Annotated in this window: 18 protein-coding genes and 4 tRNA genes; 14 read left to right on the top strand and 8 right to left on the bottom strand. The window is 66.4% G+C overall.

Features of this window, described 5'->3' with window-relative positions:
- Positions 1–13 precede the first annotated feature (13 nt).
- Complete coding sequence (locus ACFWPX_RS14700; RefSeq protein WP_378927834.1) at positions 14–1,057, top strand: aldo/keto reductase; 1,044 nt, start codon at positions 14–16, stop codon at positions 1,055–1,057.
- A gap of 9 nt (positions 1,058–1,066) precedes the next feature.
- Here ACFWPX_RS14700 and ACFWPX_RS14695 read toward each other — a convergent pair whose 3' ends face one another.
- From ACFWPX_RS14695 to ACFWPX_RS14680, 4 genes are all read right to left on the bottom strand, one after another.
- Entirely contained in the window at positions 1,067–5,350 is a 4,284-nt protein-coding gene (locus ACFWPX_RS14695) for a molybdopterin-dependent oxidoreductase (protein WP_378927833.1), read from the bottom strand.
- A 198-nt stretch (positions 5,351–5,548) separates the two neighbouring features.
- A complete protein-coding gene (locus ACFWPX_RS14690; RefSeq protein ID WP_378913225.1) occupies positions 5,549–6,262 on the bottom strand; it encodes a demethylmenaquinone methyltransferase in 714 nt (237 codons plus the stop codon).
- 51 nt (positions 6,263–6,313) lie between these two features.
- On the bottom strand, positions 6,314–7,456 hold the full coding sequence (locus tag ACFWPX_RS14685) for a glycosyltransferase family 4 protein (RefSeq protein ID WP_378927832.1): 1,143 nt from the start codon (positions 7,454–7,456) through the stop codon (positions 6,314–6,316).
- Positions 7,457–7,528: 72 nt separating this feature from the next.
- Positions 7,529–7,969 carry a DUF3592 domain-containing protein gene (locus ACFWPX_RS14680; protein ID WP_378913227.1) on the bottom strand — a complete coding sequence of 147 codons (441 nt, stop codon included), beginning with the start codon at positions 7,967–7,969 and terminating at the stop codon, positions 7,529–7,531.
- Positions 7,970–8,063: 94 nt separating this feature from the next.
- On the opposite strand from ACFWPX_RS14680, the gene ACFWPX_RS14675 reads away from it, so the two are divergent.
- A complete protein-coding gene (locus ACFWPX_RS14675; RefSeq protein WP_378913228.1) occupies positions 8,064–8,561 on the top strand; it encodes a DUF2505 domain-containing protein in 498 nt (165 codons plus the stop codon).
- A gap of 42 nt (positions 8,562–8,603) precedes the next feature.
- Here ACFWPX_RS14675 and ACFWPX_RS14670 read toward each other — a convergent pair whose 3' ends face one another.
- The 3 genes from ACFWPX_RS14670 to ACFWPX_RS14660 are packed head-to-tail and all read right to left on the bottom strand — an operon-like array spanning position 8,604 to position 10,782.
- Positions 8,604–9,020 (bottom strand): VOC family protein, encoded by a 417-nt coding sequence (locus ACFWPX_RS14670; RefSeq protein WP_378913229.1) that lies wholly within the window; start codon positions 9,018–9,020, stop codon positions 8,604–8,606.
- A gap of 9 nt (positions 9,021–9,029) precedes the next feature.
- Positions 9,030–9,491, bottom strand: a complete 462-nt coding sequence (locus ACFWPX_RS14665; protein WP_378927831.1) for a helix-turn-helix domain-containing protein — start codon at positions 9,489–9,491, stop codon at positions 9,030–9,032.
- 10 nt (positions 9,492–9,501) lie between these two features.
- On the bottom strand, positions 9,502–10,782 hold the full coding sequence (locus ACFWPX_RS14660) for a geranylgeranyl reductase family protein (protein WP_378927830.1): 1,281 nt from the start codon (positions 10,780–10,782) through the stop codon (positions 9,502–9,504).
- A gap of 145 nt (positions 10,783–10,927) precedes the next feature.
- Here ACFWPX_RS14660 and ACFWPX_RS14655 point away from each other — a divergent pair, with 145 nt between their 5' ends.
- The gene (locus ACFWPX_RS14655; protein ID WP_378927829.1) at positions 10,928–11,950 is read left to right on the top strand and encodes a polyprenyl synthetase family protein; all 1,023 of its coding nucleotides are present in this window, start codon (positions 10,928–10,930) and stop codon (positions 11,948–11,950) included.
- 62 nt (positions 11,951–12,012) lie between these two features.
- Positions 12,013–12,876, top strand: a complete 864-nt coding sequence (gene htpX / locus ACFWPX_RS14650) for a zinc metalloprotease HtpX (protein ID WP_378927828.1) — start codon at positions 12,013–12,015, stop codon at positions 12,874–12,876.
- A 120-nt stretch (positions 12,877–12,996) separates the two neighbouring features.
- Here htpX and ACFWPX_RS14645 read toward each other — a convergent pair whose 3' ends face one another.
- Entirely contained in the window at positions 12,997–13,488 is a 492-nt protein-coding gene (locus ACFWPX_RS14645; RefSeq protein WP_056814350.1) for a YajQ family cyclic di-GMP-binding protein, read from the bottom strand.
- 177 nt (positions 13,489–13,665) lie between these two features.
- Here ACFWPX_RS14645 and ACFWPX_RS14640 point away from each other — a divergent pair.
- From ACFWPX_RS14640 to rplA, 10 genes are all read left to right on the top strand, one after another.
- Positions 13,666–13,748, top strand: a tRNA-Tyr gene (locus tag ACFWPX_RS14640).
- Positions 13,749–13,979: 231 nt separating this feature from the next.
- Positions 13,980–14,052 (top strand) — tRNA-Thr (locus ACFWPX_RS14635).
- A gap of 59 nt (positions 14,053–14,111) precedes the next feature.
- Positions 14,112–14,187: transfer RNA gene (locus ACFWPX_RS14630), tRNA-Met, on the top strand.
- 36 nt (positions 14,188–14,223) lie between these two features.
- The gene (rpmG, locus tag ACFWPX_RS14625) at positions 14,224–14,394 is read left to right on the top strand and encodes a 50S ribosomal protein L33 (protein ID WP_056814348.1); all 171 of its coding nucleotides are present in this window, start codon (positions 14,224–14,226) and stop codon (positions 14,392–14,394) included.
- A 163-nt stretch (positions 14,395–14,557) separates the two neighbouring features.
- The gene (locus ACFWPX_RS14620) at positions 14,558–15,631 is read left to right on the top strand and encodes a fused (3R)-hydroxyacyl-ACP dehydratase subunits HadA/HadB (RefSeq protein WP_378927994.1); all 1,074 of its coding nucleotides are present in this window, start codon (positions 14,558–14,560) and stop codon (positions 15,629–15,631) included.
- 194 nt (positions 15,632–15,825) lie between these two features.
- Positions 15,826–15,898 (top strand) — tRNA-Trp (locus tag ACFWPX_RS14615).
- A gap of 31 nt (positions 15,899–15,929) precedes the next feature.
- Entirely contained in the window at positions 15,930–16,310 is a 381-nt protein-coding gene (secE, locus tag ACFWPX_RS14610; protein ID WP_378913235.1) for a preprotein translocase subunit SecE, read from the top strand.
- Positions 16,311–16,422: 112 nt separating this feature from the next.
- Entirely contained in the window at positions 16,423–17,244 is an 822-nt protein-coding gene (gene nusG, locus ACFWPX_RS14605) for a transcription termination/antitermination protein NusG (protein ID WP_378913471.1), read from the top strand.
- A 216-nt stretch (positions 17,245–17,460) separates the two neighbouring features.
- A complete protein-coding gene (rplK, locus tag ACFWPX_RS14600; protein ID WP_063004011.1) occupies positions 17,461–17,895 on the top strand; it encodes a 50S ribosomal protein L11 in 435 nt (144 codons plus the stop codon).
- An 81-nt stretch (positions 17,896–17,976) separates the two neighbouring features.
- On the top strand, positions 17,977–18,690 hold the full coding sequence (rplA, locus tag ACFWPX_RS14595; RefSeq protein ID WP_266293661.1) for a 50S ribosomal protein L1: 714 nt from the start codon (positions 17,977–17,979) through the stop codon (positions 18,688–18,690).
- The last annotated feature ends 66 nt before the right edge of the window (positions 18,691–18,756 follow it).

Below are 18,756 nucleotides of genomic sequence, written 5' to 3'. Positions count from 1 at the left end.
TTTAGGAGCTCTCATGGAATACCGGCGGCTCGGCGCATCTGGTCTTCTCGTTCCGGCACTCGGCTTCGGCGCAGGTACTTTCGGCGGCCGTGGTGCGCTGTTCAGCGCATGGGGCGATACCGATGCCGCGCAGGCCAGGCGCTTGATCGACATCAGCCTGGAGGCCGGTGTCACCCTGTTCGACACGGCCGATGTCTATTCCGACGGCGCGTCGGAGGAGGTGCTCGGCGCGGCGATCAAGGGCAGGCGCGAGCAGGTGCTGCTGTCGACGAAATCGGCCCTGCCCACCGGCCCCGGCCCGCACGAGGCGGGCTCGAGCCGCGCCAGGCTGATCCGTGCCGTCGACGCCTCGTTGCGCCGCCTCGGCACCGACTACCTCGACCTGTTCCAGCTGCACGCCTTCGATGCGGGCACCCCACTGGCGGAGACCCTCACGGCCCTGGACGATCTCGTTCGGGCAGGCAAGATCCGCTACCTCGGCGTCTCCAACTTCGCCGGCTGGGAGTTGATGAAAACGCTCGCCACCGCAGAGGCGCTCGGCCTGGAAAAGCCGGTGGCACATCAGGTCTACTACTCGCTGGTCGGTCGCGACTACGAATGGGAACTGATGCCCCTCGGCACCGACCAGGGCGTCGGTTCCATCATCTGGAGCCCGCTCGGCTGGGGCAGGCTCACCGGCAAAGTCCGTCGTGGACAACCGCTTCCAGCGGGTAGCCGCCTGCACGAGACGGCGCAGGCAGGCCCACCCGTCGATGACGAACGGCTCTACGACGTTGTCGACGTGCTCGATCGGATCGCCGCCGAAACGGGCCGCAGCGTCCCGCAGATCTCCCTGAACTGGCTGCTCACCCGGCCCACCGTCGCCACCGTGTTGATCGGCGCCCGCAACGAGGAGCAGTTACGCCAGAACCTGGGCGCTGTCGGCTGGCAACTCGACCCCGAGCACTTGGCCGCCCTCGATGCCGCGAGCGCGACCACACCCCCGTACCCCTACTACCCGTACCACCGGCTGCCCGACTTCACCCGGCTCAACCCGCCGGCGATCCGCGCGGCCTGATCGAGCAGGTCAGTACACGTCGCGCACGTACCGCTTCTCGGCCACGAGCTGCTTCTTGAAGGCCAGCGCGCCCGCCTCGTCCAGCTTTCCGTGGATCTGGGCGATCCGCAGCAGGGTGTCGTCGACATCCTTGGCCATGCGGGCGGCGTCACCGCAGACGTAGAAGTGGCCGCCGTCGCGCAGCCACGACCACAGCTCGGCACCGTGCTCGATCATCCGGTGCTGGACATAGACCCGTTCGCGCTGATCACGGGAGAAGGCCAGGTCGAGGCGGGTGAGGAAACCGGAGCGGAACATGTCCTCGAGCTCGGCGCGGTAGTAGAAGTTCTGGGCGGCGTGCTGGTCGCCGAAGAACAACCAGTTGCGGCCGGTCGCGCCGATAGCCCGCCGCTCGTGCAGGAAACCGCGGAAAGGAGCGATACCGGTACCCGGCCCCACCATGATCATCGGGGCATTCGGGTCCAGCGGCGGACGGAAATGCGGTGCCCGCTGCAGAAAGATCGGCACCTCGGTAGTGCCCCGGTCGGCCAGGAACGTCGAGCACACCCCACCACGCCGCGCCGAGGTGCCCACCGGGTCGCCGTAGCGGACGACACCGACCGTCAGCTGCACCTCGTCGGGAGTGGTCAACGGGCTCGAGGAGATCGAATACTGGCGTGGTTGCAGCTTTTTCAGTGCACCCAGCCAGTCGACGAGATCGGTGCGCACCGGGAAGTCGCGCAGCACATCGACGGCCTGGCGATCCCACAGGTAGGAGGCGAGCTCATTGCGGTTGTCGCGGCGCAGCAGCTTGGCCAGCTGCGGGTGCGGGTTGCGCTCGCCGATGAAGCCGAGCAGATCCTGGCTCACCTTGGTGATGTCGTAGTGGGTGCGCAGGGCATCGGTGAGCGTGAGTTCGCGGTCGTCGACTTCGATCACGCGCCGACCGTCGAGGCCGGTGCAGGCGAGCCATTCATCGACCAGGTCGGGACAGTTGGCGGGCAGCACGCCGAGGGAATCGCCCACTTCGTACCCGGCATCGAGGTCGTGGAGGTCGAAACCGAAGCGCCGCACCTCTTTCGGCGAGCCGGGTGCGCTCAGGATCTCGTTGCGCATCAGGGTGGCGCGGACCGGGGACTGGCGGGTGAACGGAGCGGCGGTGGTGCGGCGCTGTGCCCGGGCGGGGGCAGGCGCGAGTTGCCGGTCGAGCACGATCGCGCCACCGCGACCGGCCGGTGACGGCATCGCATGGGACGAATTCGCTTGTAGGGCATGGCCATTTGCGCCCAGTGAATCGCGGCCATTCGATGCACCGGCGAGCGAACCGTCGCGGCCGCGCGGAGTGCCTGCCGGTACGGCGTCGCGACCGGGTGGGGTGCCGCCGTCGTCGGGTGATCCGCTGGTGATCGCGGCCAGGACATCATCGAGCCACTGCTCGGCGGTGTCGGCGAAATCGGGTTCGCTGTCCACCCGCGGCAGCAGCCGCTTCGCGCCACGTTCGGCGAACAGCGTGTCGAGCTTGCGGCCATGTCCACAGAAATCGTCATAGGAGGAGTCACCGAGCGCGAACACCGCGTAGCGAACACCGTTGAGGCGAATGATGCTGTCTTCGAGCCTGGTCCAGAAGTCGGCACCGTTATCCGGTGGGCCACCGTCACCGAACGTGCTGGTGACGATGAGAACGTCACCGGCAATCGAGGTCAGCTCGCACGAATCCATATCGAGCAACGACGGCATGAGGCCCGATTCCGAGAGGCGGGCCGCGACGGTGGCGGCCAGTTCTTCGGCGTTACCGGTCTGGGAGGCCCACAGTACGGTGACCGGGTGGGGGGCAGCGCTGTCGGTGGCTTCGGCGGTGGCGCCCGTATTGCGGGAGTACATGCCGGCCAGTAGCCCGTCGACCCACAGGCGCGACTGTGTCGACAACGGTGCGCTCACCGGCAGCACCGGCTGCCCGGTCACCGGCAGTGACTGCAGGGCGGCGAGGTAGCCACCGAGATAGATGCGCTCGGTCTCGCTGAGCGTGGGCGAGGTACCGGCGTCGAGGCCGAGTATCCCGGCCAGCGGATGCGCGGCCGGTTGCGCGGGCAGCTGTGCGGGTTGTGTCGGCGCCTGCTCGGGGGTGGCGGCGGGGCCGACCCGGCGCAGTGCCACCGCGCAGGCCTTGAACTCCGGCTGCAACGAAGCCGGATCCACCGCGTCATTGGTGACCGCGTTGATCGTCAGATATTCGCCCTGTTCGTCATTCCAGTGGAAAGGAGCAAAACAATCACCAGGTCGCACCCGGTCGCTGATCCGCACCGGCAGCACAGCACGGCCTCGGCGCGACGCGATCTCGAGCTGATCGCCCGGCTTCAGATCGAGTCGCTCGGCATCGGTGGGATGCACTTCGACGAACGGCCCGCCTGTCAGCTTGGTGAGCTTGGTGACTTTGCCGGTCTTGGTCATCGTGTGCCACTGATGTTGCAGCCGGCCGGTATTGAGCAGGAACGGGTAGTCGTCGTCGGGCAGCTCGGCGGCGGGCAGATGCGGACGGGGGAAGAACACCGCGCGCCTGCTCGGGGTGGCGAACGCGAGCCGCGGAGTGGTGCCGTCGGCCGCCACGTGCAGCGGCTGATGGGTGCCGTCGTTGACGTAGCGGATCGGGTTGCGCGGGCTGTCGGCGTCCTTGCACGGCCACTGCATCGGCCCTTCCGCCAAGCGCTCGTAGCTCATGCCGCTCAGGTCATAGCCGGTGGCCGGGTTGGTGAACTGGCGCAGCTCGGCGAACACCTCGGCGCTGGAGGTGAAGTCGAAGCCGGGGAAACCCATGGCGGTGGCGACCTGGGCGATCAGCAGCCAGTCCGGTCGCGCGTCGCCGATCGGGTCGACCGACTGCTGCAGCAGGGTGACGTTGCGCTCCGAATTCACCATCACCGCATCGGTTTCGGCCCACAGCGCGGCGGGCAGCAGCAGATCGGCGTAGGCGTTGGTCGCGGTCTCGGCGTAGGCATCCTGCACCACGACCAACTCGGCCGCTTCGAGACCCGCGATCACGGTTTTGCGGTTGGCGACGGTGGCGACGGGATTGGTGCAGATGATCCACGCGGCCTTGATCTCGCCGTCGGCCAGCCCGCGGAACATGTCGATGGTGCCGGGGCCCGACTCGGTGCGCAGGGTGCCGTCGGGCAGATCCCAGGCGGTTTCGACGAAGGTGCGATCGGCGGGGGAGAGCAGGCTGCGCTGGCCGGGCAGGCCGGGGCCCATGTAGCCCATCTCGCGGCCACCCATGGCGTTGGGCTGGCCGGTGAGCGAGAAGGGCCCACTGCCCGGCCTGCAGATGGTGCCGGTCGCCAGGTGCAGGTTGACCAGGGCGTTGGTGTTCCAGGTGCCGTGCGTGGACTGATTGAGCCCCATCGTCCACAGCGACATCCACTCGCCCGCCTCGGCGATCATCGTGGCCGCGGTGCGGATATCGGCCTCGGCCAAGCCGGTCAGCTCGGCGACGCGGGTCGGCGGATAGTCGGCGAGGAACTCGGGCATCGCGTCCCAGCCCTCGGTGTGCTCGGCGATGAACGCGGTGTCGATCGCACCGTCGGCGACCAGCAGGTGCAGCAGTCCGTTGAGCAGTGCGAGGTCGGTACCCGGGGCGATCTGCAGGAACAGGTCGGCGCGGGCGGCGGTATCGGTGCGGCGCGGGTCGACCACGATCAGCTTGGCGCCCGCCTTGAGCCGGTCGGCCATGCGCAGATACAGGATCGGGTGGCAGTCGGCCATGTTCGCGCCGCTGACCAGGAACAGGTCGGCGTGTTCGAAGTCGTCGTAGGAACCGGGCGGGCCGTCCGCGCCGAGCGACTGCTTGTAGCCGGTGCCCGCGCTGGCCATGCACAGGCGCGAGTTGGCTTCGATGTGCTTTGTCCGCAGGTAGCCCTTGGCCAGCTTGGTGGCCAGGTACTGGGCCTCCAGCGACATCTGTCCGGAGACGTAGAGGGCGATCGCGTCGGGGCCGTGCTCGTCGAGGATCGCGCGCAGGCGGGTGGCGGTTTCGTGCACGGCCTCGTCGACCGGCAGCGGAACCGGGACCTGGCCGCGTTCGGGGCGCCGGTAGGCGGTGTCCATCCGGCCGGGTGCGGCCATCATCTCCGCGTGGGTGGCGCCCTTGGTGCACAGCCTGCCCGCGTTCGCCGGATGCAGCTTGTCGCCGCTGACCTTCGCGATCAACCGCGCGCCAGACTGATCAGTCTTTGTCTGGACGTTTATGCCGCAGCCGACGCCACAATACGAGCACTGTGTACGCACAGTGTCCGTGTCGCGGCCGTCCGCTTCCCCTGTCATGACTCGATCATCCGCATTTGTCGTTGCGCTCGATTTACCGAACGTTATGTCCAGGTGACAATCGACCTCACAAGTCAAAATTTCGACGGTGAGGAGATGGCCCGAATATCGCCCCTGATCAGGGCGCATTCCGGGCCGAAGGCATGCAACGGCGCACGGACCGGGGTGACCGGACTCACCCCGGCGATCGACAGGGTTTCAGCCCAATTTGTAGCCGCGGTGCAGTGCCACCACTCCGCCGGTGAGGTCACGCCACTGCACAGAGTCCCAGCCGGCGTCCGCGATCCGGCGGGCCAGCCTGCGCTGGTTCGGCCAGGCGCGGATCGACTCGGCCAGGTACACGTACGCGTCCGGGTTGGAACTCACGGCGCGCGCCACCCTGGGCAGCGCCTTCATCAGATACTCCATGTACACGGTGCGGAACGGCCCGAACACCGGCGTGGAGAACTCGCAGACCACGACCCGTCCGCCCGGTTTGGTCACGCGCAGCATCTCGCGCAGTGCCAGATCGATATCGGCGACATTGCGCAGCCCGAACGAGATGGTCACCGCGTCGAACGAATCGTCGGCGAACGGCAGTGCCATCGCATCGCCAGCCACCATCGGCACCTGCCGGAACCGGCCCGCCGCGAGCATGCCCTGGGAGAAGTCGGTGGCCACGCACCAGGCGCCGGACTTGCCGAGCTCCACGGTCGAGACGCCGGTACCCGCGGCCAGATCGAGGACCCGTTCGCCGGGACGCAGCCCGAGTGCCCGTCGCGTCGCCCACCGCCAGTACCGATCCTGGCCACCGGAGATGACCGTATTGGTGAGGTCGTAGCGCTTCGCCACACCGTCGAACATCGACGCGACCTCGTGGGGTTGCTTGTCCAGCGAAGCCCGAATCGGTTCTCGCTGCTCTGTTGTCGCCACGAACCGAGCTTAGAGTTTTTTCGCCGCGATAGCGCGGGTGGGTTTCACCACTCAGGCCGTACGTGGCAATCGCTCGCGCATCCCGGTGACGTCGGCGTAGTGGCCCATCAGTTCGGTGCAGACCGCGGGCCAGGTGCGGTGCAGCACCGACTTGCGCGCCGCCGCGGCGAACAACCCGCGCTGCCCCGCATCACGCAGGGCCGACACCGCGCTCGGCAGCAATTCCGCGAACCGGTCGACCGGCAGCAGGTACCCGTTGCGGCAGTGGGAGACCAGATCCCGTGGCCCACCGGCGTCGGGCCCGATCACCGGCACACCCGAGGACAGCGCTTCCTGCACGCCCTGGCAGAACGTCTCGTGCTCGCCGGGATGCACCATCACGTCCAGGCTCGCGTAGTGCGTTGCCAGTTCGCTGCCACCCAGCTCGCCGGTGAACACCGCGTCCGGCATCAACCTGCGCAGCCGGGCCCGTTCCGGTCCGTCGCCCACCACGACGAGCTGGATCGACGGGTCACCGGCCAGCGCGGCCAGCCGCTCCACGTGCTTCTCCGGTGCGAGCCTGCCCACGAAGCCGACGACGAGCCGGTCATCGGACCCCAGCCAGCTCGCCCGCAATTCGGCACTGCGCGCGGCCGGGTTGAACCTGGCGATATCCACGCCACGGCCCCAGCGACGCACTCGCGGGATCCCGTGCTCGGCGAGGTCGTGCGCGGCCGCCGACGACGGCGCCAGCGTGCGGGTAGCGCCCTCGTGGATCCGGCGCGTCCATGCCCACGCGGCCCGTGCGGCGAGCCCGAGTCCGTAGCTCTTGGCGAACCCGGCCACATCGGTCTGGTACACCGCGATGGTCGGCAGATCCAGCCGCGTCGCCGCGGCGAGCCCGCCGGCGCCGAGCAGGAACGGCGAGGCCAGGTGCACCACATCGGGATCGAAATCGGCGATGGCGGCGGTGATTCCCGGTTGCGGCAGACCCACAGGCAGCGAACTCACCTTCGGCACCATCATCGCGGGCACCCGGTGCACCGGGAAGCGGCCGTGAAAACGTGGTGCCGGTGGGGCGCCGCGCAGGGAATCGGGCGCCACGATCATCGCGTCGTGTCCGTGCTGGTCCAGGTGGTCCAACACCCGCAGCACGGAGTTGACGACGCCGTTCATGTTCGGCAGGAAAGACTCCGAGACGATGGCTACGCGCACTCTCTCAGGGTGACCGCCACAGCGCGCGACACCCCCACACCGACGTGAAGCCGGGACGAACAGCAAACGAAGTTACAGCTCGCGCCGCTTGCGGCGCACGATCCACAGCACCGGCAGAGCAAGTGCCCATGCCACGAAGATCACCGACGCCGCCGGGATGATCGCCACCCGTGAGTCGCGGCCTGCCACCCGGACCAGGTCGGGATCGCGCGTGCTGTACTCCACGTTGATCCGCTGACCAGCGGTCAGGTTCGTCGGATACAGGATGCCGACCTTCGGATTGTGGGTCACGCTGTCGGGCGTCACATAGGTCACCGCCGAACGCAGCCGACCCGCGGAGAGCACTTCGCCGGAGGTCACACCGCGATGCCGCTCGATCTCGAAATCGTTGCGCCAGGCAGCCAGCACCAGCAACACCATCAGCACGCTGATCACGGTCGCCGCACCGACCACCCACGCTCGAACCCGTCGCAGGCGCTTGTCCCGCCGCTCCGACAGGCTGGTTTCCGACACCCGCCACACAGTACCGGCTGTATTTCCGGCGGGCTGGTCCCGCGGGTTCGGACTGCCGCAGCCGCGCATCGCGAATACGCCTAGCATTCCCGTCATGTCCCGCAAATTCAGCTTCACCGTGCCCTATACCGTCCCGGTCGAAGAGCTTCACCGGGCACTTGTCGACGACGCTGTCTGGCAGGAGCGTTTCGCCGCCGCCGAGACCGCGACCATCGAACTCTCCCATCCCGACGGCCCCGGCTCGATTACCATCCATATGACCGAAACCCCAGGTAAAGACAAGGTTCCCGCCCTCGTGCGGAAGGTCCTCAAGAGCGATCTCGTGCTGGTACGCACCGACAATTGGCAGCCACTGCAGGGCGAGATCGCCAAGGGCAGTTTCACCGGCAACACCAGCGGCATCACCACCGAGATGTCGGGCACCTACGAACTGCGCCCCACCGCCGAAGGCAGCGAAATCGAGGTCGTGGGCACCGTGAAGGTGAAGGTTCCCCTGGTCGGCGGCGCCATCGAGCCACTGGCCGAGCAGCTGCATCAGCGCGTCCTCAACAGCGAACGCAAGTTCATCGAAAACTGGTTCGCCAAGCTCTGAGCGGCGGCGACGGGTGCCGCTCCACCGAGCGGCACCCTCGCGTCAGCCGCGATTCTCGACCAGTACCAGCCAGTTGCCCGAGTTGTCGCGAATGATCGCCTCGGTGCCGTACGGGCGTTCGGACGGCGGCTGGATGAACTCGACCCCCTTCGCCGTGAGCTCTTCGTAGGTCTTCTGGCAGTCGGCGGTGCGCAGCCCGAGGGCACCGTGGGTGCCGTCGGCCAGTGCCCGCCGGATCGCGTCGGCGAGGTCGTCGGTGAGCGGTGGCCCCGGCACCATCAGCGTCACCTCGAGCTCGCGATGATCGGGGTGCGCGATGCTGACCCAGCGGAACCCGTTGTCGCCCATGCTCACATCCGCGGTCTCGACGAAACCGAGCTTGTCGATGTACCACTGTTTGGCGGCATCCTGATCGGTGACGTACACGGTGACCAGGGAAACGTTCGTGATCGTTGTCATGATTCGAGGCTATGGCCGCGCGGTGTCATCCGGCTTCTCCGAAATTGCGGTGTCGCGGCGGACGCGATCGGAGAGCCCGTGCATGAAGACATAACAGCCCGGAATGTGCGGTGCCCCGTCGGCGAATTTCGACTGATACTCGCTCGGCGTCACCCCGACGAGCTGACGGAATTTGGCGCTGAACGAGCCGAGGCTCGTATAGCCGACCAGCATGCACACCTCGGTGACGGTCAGGTTGGTCGACCGCAGCAGATCCTGCGCCCGCTCGATCCGTCGCTCGGCCAGATACACCGCGGGCGTGCGGCCGTACACGGCGGCGAACGCGCGCAGGAAGTGGTACTTGGAAACACCCGCGGCGCGGGCGAGTGCGTCGAGGTCGAGCGGGTCGGCGTAATTCCGGTCGACCAGGTCACGGGCTTTGCGCAGATGCGGCAGCAGGGCCAGCACCGGACGACGTCCTGTCGCGCTCACAGCAACCCCTTCACGGGGAGGCTGGGGAGCCGAACGGCGGGAGGTCGTCGGCGCGGAGCGAGGCTCGTCCCGCCGCACGCCAGGCGCGGGCGGTGAGGTCGAGATCCTCGTCGGTCACCAGATTGCCCATCACCCGAACCGCCGTGCGCTGCAGATACTTCGAGCGCATCACCGGCGGGCCACCGAGCGGGACCATCCTCGGCTGGGTGGCCAGGCCCGCGAGCCTGCGCGCCACCGAGAAAGTGCGTCCGTAGTGGTCACGCAGCAGCTGCGGCCACGCCCGGCTCAGATCGGGCTCGTCGAGCAGGTCCGCGAGCATGTGCCCGCCTTCGAGGCCGTAGTCGATGCCTTCGCCGTTGAGCGGATTCACGCAGCCCGCCGCGTCGCCGACCAGCACCCAGTTCGGGCCGGCCACATTGGAGACGGCGCCGCCCATCGGCAGCAGCGCGGAGGCCACCGCCCGCAGTTCGCCCTCGAGTTCCCATTCCTCGCGGCGCAGCCGGGTGTAGTGCTCGAGCAGCGGCTTGAGCGCGACGTGCGAGGGCCGCGCCTCGGTGGCCAGTGAGCCGACGCCGATATTCACCTCGCCGTTGCCGAGCGGGAAGATCCAGCCGTAGCCGGGGACCAGTTCGTCGGCGGCATTGCGCAGTTCCAGGTGCGAGGAGATCCACTGGTCGTCGCTGCGGCCGGACTTGATGTAGGCACGGGCTGCCGTGCCATAGGCGTAGCGGCGATGCCAGATGCGGCCCAATTGCTTTCCGATGGGGGAGCGCACCCCGTCGGCCACCACCAGCACCCGGCAGCGGACCGTATGGGTGTTCTCGCCGATGCGCACCGTCACCCCGGTGACCAGCTCGCCTTCGCGCAGCACCTCGGTGACTTTGGCACCGTCGACCATCCGCGCACCGGACTTGATCGCGGTCTCGCGCAGCTTGTCGTCGAGTTCGGTTCGTGGAACGGCACTTCCGTACGTCGGGAACGACCCGCCCGGCCACGGCAGCAGTGCCTCCTTGCCGAAGCCCGCCATCCGCAGGCCGTGGTTCACCGTGTGCGCGCGCAACCATTCGCCGAGACCCAGCTGCTCCAGCTCGGCGGTGGCGCGCGGCGTGAGCCCGTCACCACAGGTCTTGTCGCGCGGGAAGACCGCCGAATCGAGCAGCAGCACATCACGTCCGGCGCGCGCGGCCCACGCCGCCGACGCCGAACCGGCGGGCCCTGCCCCGACCACCAACACCTCGACGGCGGCAGGCAGCGGAGCACGGTCGGCGGGGGTGAGATCCGGTGAACCCATGGCTCAATACTGGCACTGTCGGCCGCTGTGCGAGAGTGTCGGGTACACCGGGAATTGTCACTGTGTGACGGGGTTCATCGGCCATCGTGCCGGAACACGCTAGGTTGCTACCCGTCGGGGTCGGACGCATCGCTGGGAGAAGATAATGAGCACATCGGCTGTGAGCGACGAAAGCACCGTGGTTGCCGGGGTGGATCTCGTCGATCCCGAACTCGCCGTCACCGTGCGCGACGGCTTGGCCGCGGTCGAGAAACTGCTCGTCGACGAACTCTCCGACGGTGAGGAATTCCTCCAGGAGGCGGCCCTGCACCTGGCCAGGGCGGGCGGCAAGCGGTTCCGGCCGCTGTTCACCGTGCTCACCGGCCAGCTCGGCCCCAATCCCACCGATCCGGCGCTGGTCACCGCGGGCACGGTCGTGGAACTGGTGCATCTCGCCACGCTCTATCACGACGACGTCATGGACGAGGCGACCCAGCGTCGCGGTGCCGAGAGCGTCAACTCGCGCTGGGGCAACAACATCGCGATCCTGGCCGGCGACTACCTGTTCGCCCACGCCTCGCGCCTGACCTCCACCCTCGGACCCGACGCGGTCCGCATCATCGCCGAGACCTTCGCCGAGCTGGTCACCGGCCAGATGCGGGAAACCATGGGCGCCAAGCAGACCCAGGACCCCGTCGAGCACTACCTGCGCGTGGTGTGGGAGAAGACCGGTTCGCTCATCGCCGCCGCGGGCCGCTTCGGCGGCACCTTCTCCGGCGCGGGCCAAGAGCACGTCGAACGCCTTGCCCGCCTCGGCGACGCCGTCGGCACCGCCTTCCAGATCTCCGACGACATCATCGACATCTCGTCCTCGGCCGAGCAGTCCGGCAAGACGCCGGGCACCGACCTGCGCGAAGGCGTGCACACCCTGCCGGTGCTCTACGCCCTGCGCGAGACCGGCGCCGACGGCGACCGCCTGCGTACCCTGCTGGCAAACCCGCTGGAAAACGATGCCGAGGTCGACGAGGCACTGGAACTGCTGCGCCGCTCACCCGGCATGGCGCTGGCCAAGGAAAAGCTGGCCGAATACGCCGACCTCGCCGACACCGAACTCGCCGCCCTCCCCGCCGGTCCCGCCAACGACGCCCTCACCCGCCTGGTCCGCTACACCATCGAACGCGTGGGCTGAACCGGAAAGATCGCAGCGTCCACCAGCCGGAACTTTCCGGCCGCGATTCGCGTTGCTCATTCATGCCCAATGGGATCAAAACCTTCGGTTTGATGGTTGGCATGTCGGCGCTGATCGTCGCCATCGGGGCGATGTTCCGCAGCCCGACGATCCTCATCATCTCGATCGTGCTGGCCGTCGGCATGAACGCCTACGCCTACTTCAACAGCGACAAGCTGGCGTTGAAGGCGATGCACGCGCAACCGGTGAGCGAACTGGAAGCGCCGGTCATGTACCGGATCGTGCGCGAGCTCGCCACGACGGCGCGTCAGCCGATGCCGCGCCTCTACATCAGTCCGACCAGCGCCCCCAACGCGTTCGCGACCGGCCGCAATCCGCGTCACGCCGCGGTCTGCTGTACCAGCGGCATCCTGCAACTGCTCGATGAACGGGAGCTGCGGGCCGTACTCGGCCACGAGCTGTCCCACGTCTACAACCGCGACATCCTGATCTCGTCGGTGGCGGGCGCGATGGCCTCGATCATCACCGGCTTGGCGAACATGGCGTTCTTCGCGAGCTCGTTCGGCAACAGAGACGGAAACGGCCCGAACATCATCGGTGTGCTGCTGGTCTCGTTGCTCGGCCCGATCGCGGCGGGCCTGATCAAGATGGCGGTCTCCCGATCGCGGGAGTACCAGGCAGATCAGTCCGGCGCCGAACTCACCGGTGACCCGCTGGCCCTGGCCTCGGCCCTGCGCAAGATCGAACGCGGCGTACAGGCGGCCCCACTTCCGCCGGATCCCAAGATCACCAGCGAATCGCACCTGATGATCGCCAACCCGTTCCGCGCGGGCGACCGAGTCGCCCGCTGGTACTCCACCCACCCCCCGATGGACGAACGAATCAAGCGTCTGGAGGAGATGGCCGGAGACAACACCCAGTATTGAGTGCTGTCCCCCCGCCATTCGCATCATTCCCGGAGACAACACCCAGTACTGAGCGCCGTCCTCCGCCATTCGCATCATTCCAGGCGGCACTCATCACCACTGAGTGCCGCCACACCGGACCTACCGGTAGTTGACGAACTGCAGGGCGATACCGAAGTCCTCGCCCTTGAGCAGCGAGATCACTTCCTGCAGATCATCACGCTTCTTGCTGCTGACCCGCAGCTCCTCACCCTGGATCTGCGCTTTCACACCCTTGGGGCCTTCGTCGCGGATCTTCTTCGAGATCTTCTTCGCCTTCTCGGTGTCGATGCCCTGCACCAGCGTGCCGGTGATCTTGAACACCTTGCCAGAGGGCTGCGCCTCGCCGGCGTCGAACGCCTTCAGCGAGATATCGCGGCGGATCAGCTTCTCCTTGAAGACGTCGAGTGCCGCCTGCACCCGCTCCTCTGCGTTGGCGGTGAGCACGATGGCTTCCTCGCCCGACCACGCGATGGACGCATCGGTGCCCTTGAAGTCGTAGCGCGAGTTCAGCTCCTTCTCCGCCTGATGCAGAGCGTTGTCGACCTCCTGACGATCGACCTTGCTCACGACGTCGAATGACGAATCAGCCACACTGCGCTCCTGTCCTGTGAAGGTCCGGCGAACTCCGGGGCCGGGGTTCTACCGGCCACCGAGACAGTTGTACCCGCATAGGGGGACAACCGGTGCTCGCAGGGGGTCTGTGCAGGCGTTTTGATAGTCCGGGTGAGTACGTTGTAAGCTGCTCAGCGCACCGGAAACGGCGCACACGGCAGATTGCCCGAGCGGCCAATGGGAGCGGACTGTAAATCCGTCGGCTTATGCCTACGTAGGTTCGAATCCTACATCTGCCACATCGAACCCCCGTCGATCATGAAGATCGGCGGGGGTTCCTTGGTTTCACCGCCCATCGGGGTAGCCTCGACATGAGCCGGTACGGATCTAGCGGGTTGAACTCCGTGAAAACGCCCTTTGAGCTGCCGATTTGGTGCTCTGGGTGGGGAGTGTGTAATCTCGTTCAGGACGCCGGAGCACGGGGTCACGCTGATCGGCTTGCCGGTTCAGACTCTGTGCCACGTTGTCATGCCCCCTTAGCTCAGTCGGTAGAGCGTTTCCATGGTAAGGAAAAGGTCAACGGTTCGATTCCGTTAGGGGGCTCGCCGGATTGCCGGTGGTGAGCGGCTAACCGCGGCATCATCGGGATATTAGTCCGCCGTGGCGGTGTAGCTCAGTTGGTAGAGCAAACGACTCATAATCGTTGTGTCGCCGGTTCAAGTCCGGCCATCGCTACCAATTTCAACTCAGCCCAGACCGGAAAGAAGGCAAATCGTGGCCGCGAAGTCCACCGATGTCCGGCCAAAGATCACCTTGGCCTGCGACGAGTGCAAGCACCGCAACTACATCACGAAGAAGAACCGGCGTAACGACCCGGATCGCCTTGAGCTGAAGAAGTTCTGCCCGAACTGCGGAACTCACCGGGCGCACCGCGAGTCGCGCTAGTTTTCAACAGCATCTGCCGAAGGCCGGACGAGAGTCCGGCCTTTGTGCTTTTCCAAGGAAGTTCACGCGAAGTTCGGGGCCGATACAGTATCCGGACGCGTCACGTTTTACACCGGTCGACTTCGGTGCTGTCTTACAAGTGAGTAAGGTCCACGTTGTGACAGTGAACACCGGAACTCACGAAGCGGTCTCTGCCGCAGCCGCCGAATCATTCGATCCCGCCGCCCACGCGGCGTCGATGGTCGGCCACCACTACCGCGTCGACGACTACTACGAGGTCGGCCGCGAGAAGGTGCGTGAATACGCCCGCGCGGTGCAGGACTACCACCCGGTGCACTGGGAAGAAGACATCGCGCGCGAGTACGGCCACCAGGGTCTGGTCGCCCCGCTCACCTTCATCTCCCTGGTCGGGATTCTTGCCCAGCGCAAACTGTTCGAACAGATCGTGACCGGGTACGACCTGAGTCAGATCATGCAGACCGACCAGATCCTGGAGTTCCACCGCCCGATCCGGGTCGGCGACCAGTTGACCTGTGATGTGTATCTGCATTCTTTCCGCCAGGCCTTCGGCGGCGACATCATCGTGACCAAGAACATCGTCACCGCCCAGGACGACGAACTGGTGCTCACCACCTACACCACCCTGATCGGCCGCAGCGGCGGCGATATCGATCCACGGATGTCGGACGCGGTACGCAATGTGCTCATGCACGGACTCGGCGACGAAGAACCCGACCACCACGCGCCGTCCGAGCTCTCCGTCGGGATCGCCCCCGACCCGATCACCAAACAGCCCGAACCGACGGTCAGCGCGCATGCCCTGTCCTTCGACAGCGTGTCGGTCGGCGACGAGCTGCCCGCGCGCGTGGCGCGACTCACCCGCGGCGATCTGGTCAACTACGCGGGCGTGTCCGGCGACGCGAACCCGATCCACTGGAGCGACGAGGTCGTGAAGCTGGTCGGCCTGGACAACGTGGTCGCGCACGGCATGCTCACGATGGGTCTTGGCGGCGGTTTCGTCACCTCGTGGCTGGGCGATCCCGGCGCGGTGAAGGAATACAACGTCCGCTTCACCAGCCCGGTCTATGTCGGGTGCGCCGTCCCCGCCGAGGTCGAATACACCGGCAAGGTGAAATCGGTCGACCCGCAGACCCGCACCGCCGTTATCGCCATCACGGCGAAGTCGGCGGGCAAAAAGATCTTCGGCCGCGCCACCGCAACCGTCGCGCTGTCCTGACCTGGTCGAGTGTCCCGGATTGGCGATAACCGCGAGCGGTAACGTATAGTCGGGACTCTGGGGTCACGAGATGCTGCGCGCTGATCTTCCCGAGGGGTTAGCTCCTCATGGAAGCGGCGCGCGTGTTGTGTGACACTGGGGACAACCGAATATCGAATGTGGTTGGGCACTACAGCTCAGGCTGGTCCAACCGAAGGGGCGTAGCTCAATTGGCAGAGCAGCGGTCTCCAAAACCGCAGGTTGCAGGTTCAAGTCCTGTCGCCCCTGCCCTTAATGCCAGCGACGAGAGAGGATCGACGTGAGCGACGAGCGGGATACTCGCGGCGAAGACGGCGAGGACACCGCCGCTGCCACTCGACCGAGTGGCAAGCGGTCTGCTCGTCGTGTGCGCGCGTCGGACGCTCCGGCAGACACCGGATCGGTGGCCACGCTCGATCGGTCATCGGCCTCGCACAAGGCAGACAAGACTGCCGGTAACGCTAAGACGGGCAACCCGTTCAAGCGGCTGCTCAAGTTCCTGCGAGAGGTCATCGCGGAACTGCGCAAGGTGATCTGGCCCAACCGGAAGCAGATGGTCACCTATACGGCCGTCGTTCTGGTGTTCGTGGTCTTCATGGTCGCGTTCATCGCCGGGATCGACGTAGCGTTCGTCAAGGGTGTCGACTGGCTGTTCGGCTGATCGCCGACACCCACGCCGGTAGCCGATCGCGGGTCGGAACGGCGGAGTGTGCCTCCGCGCACCCGACCCGGCCCAGAGGATGTACGTGACGACACAGGAAGCGAGTGCCTCAGTGAGCACCCCGGAGAACGAAACCAACGACGAGTTCCCGGTTGACGACGCTGTCGTGGCAGAAACCGCCACCGACGAGGTCGAGGCCGCCGAGCCCGCCGATGCCGACGAAGCCGCCGCCGACGAGGTTGTCGTCGACGAAGCCGTGATCGAAGAAGTCGCCACCGAAGAAGACCCCGAGGCCGACCCGATCGAGTCGATGAAGACCAAGCTGCGCCGCGTGCCCGGCGACTGGTACGTCGTGCACTCCTACGCCGGCTACGAGAACAAGGTCAAGACCAACCTCGAGACCCGCGTGCAGAACCTCGGCCTCGAGGACTACATCTTCCAGGTCGAGGTGCCGACCGAAGAGGTCACCGAGATCAAGAACGGCCAGAAGAAGAACGTCAACCGCAAGGTGCTGCCGGGCTACATCCTGGTCCGGATGGAACTGAACAACGAGTCGTGGGGCGCGGTTCGCAACACCCCCGGCGTCACCGGTTTCGTCGGCATGACCGGCGGTGGCCCCGGCGCCAAGCCGACCCCGCTGACCATCAACGAGGTCGTGAAGTTCCTGGTCCCGGCCGGTGCGCAGGCGCAGAAGAAGGCCGCCGCGGCCGCCGCCGGTGGTTCGGATGCCGGTAGCTCGGCTTCGGGCAAGCCCACCATCGAGGTCGACTTCGAGGTCGGCGAGTCGGTCACCGTCATGGACGGCCCGTTCGCGACCCTGCCCGCGTCGATCTCCGAGGTCAACGCCGAGCAGCAGAAGCTCAAGGTGCTCGTGTCGATCTTCGGTCGTGAGACCCCGGTCGAGCTGAACTTCACCCAGGTTTCCAAGATCTAAGATTTTCCACACTCGCGTCAACGGCACCGCTCACCGGCGGTGCCGTTGGTGTTTGCGCTGGTCGCCACCCGATTGCTAGGTCATGACCTATGTCAAGTAGAGTGTGATGGTTCGTGTTCTGACTTCCCCGCAGTACTTGTCGGGGCCTAGTCGTGCGCGGATACGAGGCTTACGGCAACCGTAAGGAACCGAACCCCAGAAAGCCAAGGAAGAAAGATGCCCCCCAAGAAGAAGAAGCTCGCCGGGATCATCAAGCTGCAGATCCAGGCCGGCGCAGCCAACCCGGCACCGCCGGTCGGCCCCGCGCTCGGTCAGCACGGCGTCAACATCATGGAGTTCTGCAAGGCGTACAACGCCGCGACCGAGTCGCAGCGTGGCAACGTCATTCCGGTCGAGATCTCGGTGTACGAGGACCGGACGTTCGACTTCAAGCTGAAGACCCCGCCTGCCGCTCGTCTGCTGCTCAAGGCCGCCGGTGTGCAGAAGGGCTCCGCTGAGCCGCACAAGACCAAGGTCGCCAAGGTCACCATGGACCAGGTCCGGGAGATCGCCAAGACCAAGGCCGAGGATCTCAACGCCACTGACATCGATCAGGCCGCGAAGATCATCGCCGGTACCGCGCGTTCGATGGGTATCACCGTCGAAGGCTGAGCGAATCCTCGCTCTGTGTGGGAGGGCCGGCCAGGCCCGAACAAACCACATCTGAACTCAGAAACTTAAGGACAGAAAATCATGGCAAAACGAAGCAAGGCGTACCTCGCCGCTGCTGAGAAGGTCGATCGCGACGCTCTGTACTCCCCGCTGGCCGCCGCGCGCCTGGCGAAGGAGACCGCGACCACCAAGACCGACGCGACCGTCGAGGTCGCCGTCCGTCTAGGCGTCGATCCCCGCAAGGCCGACCAGATGGTCCGTGGCACCGTCAACCTGCCGCACGGCACCGGTAAGACTGCCCGCGTCATCGTGTTCGCCGCGGGCGAGAAGGCTTCCGAGGCCGAGGCCGCGGGCGCCGACGCCGTGGGCGCCGAGGACCTGATCGAGCGGATCCAGGGCGGCTGGCTCGACTTCGACGCCGCGATCGCCACCCCGGATCAGATGGCCAAGGTCGGCCGCATCGCGCGTGTCCTCGGCCCGCGTGGTCTGATGCCGAACCCGAAGACGGGCACCGTCACCAACGATGTGACCAAGGCCGTCAACGAGATCAAGGGCGGCAAGATCAACTTCCGCGTCGACAAGCAGGCCAACCTGCACTTCGTCATCGGCAAGGCGTCCTTCGACGACGCCAAGCTGGTGGAGAACTACGGCGCCGCGCTGGACGAGATCCTGCGTGTGAAGCCGTCGACCGCCAAGGGTCGCTACGTCAAGAAGATCACGGTTTCGACGAACACCGGACCGGGCATCCCGGTGGACCCGAACCGCACCCGCAACCTCCTCGACGAGGATGCGTGAGCTTCGGCTGACAGCTAGCTCCTCCTGAGAGCAACCGCGAGGGTGGGAACGCAATGCGTTCCCACC

The organism is Nocardia sp. NPDC058518, from assembly GCF_042719655.1.
Classification (GTDB): Bacteria; Actinomycetota; Actinomycetes; order Mycobacteriales; family Mycobacteriaceae; genus Nocardia.
This window is presented reverse-complemented; position numbering and strand designations above follow the sequence as displayed.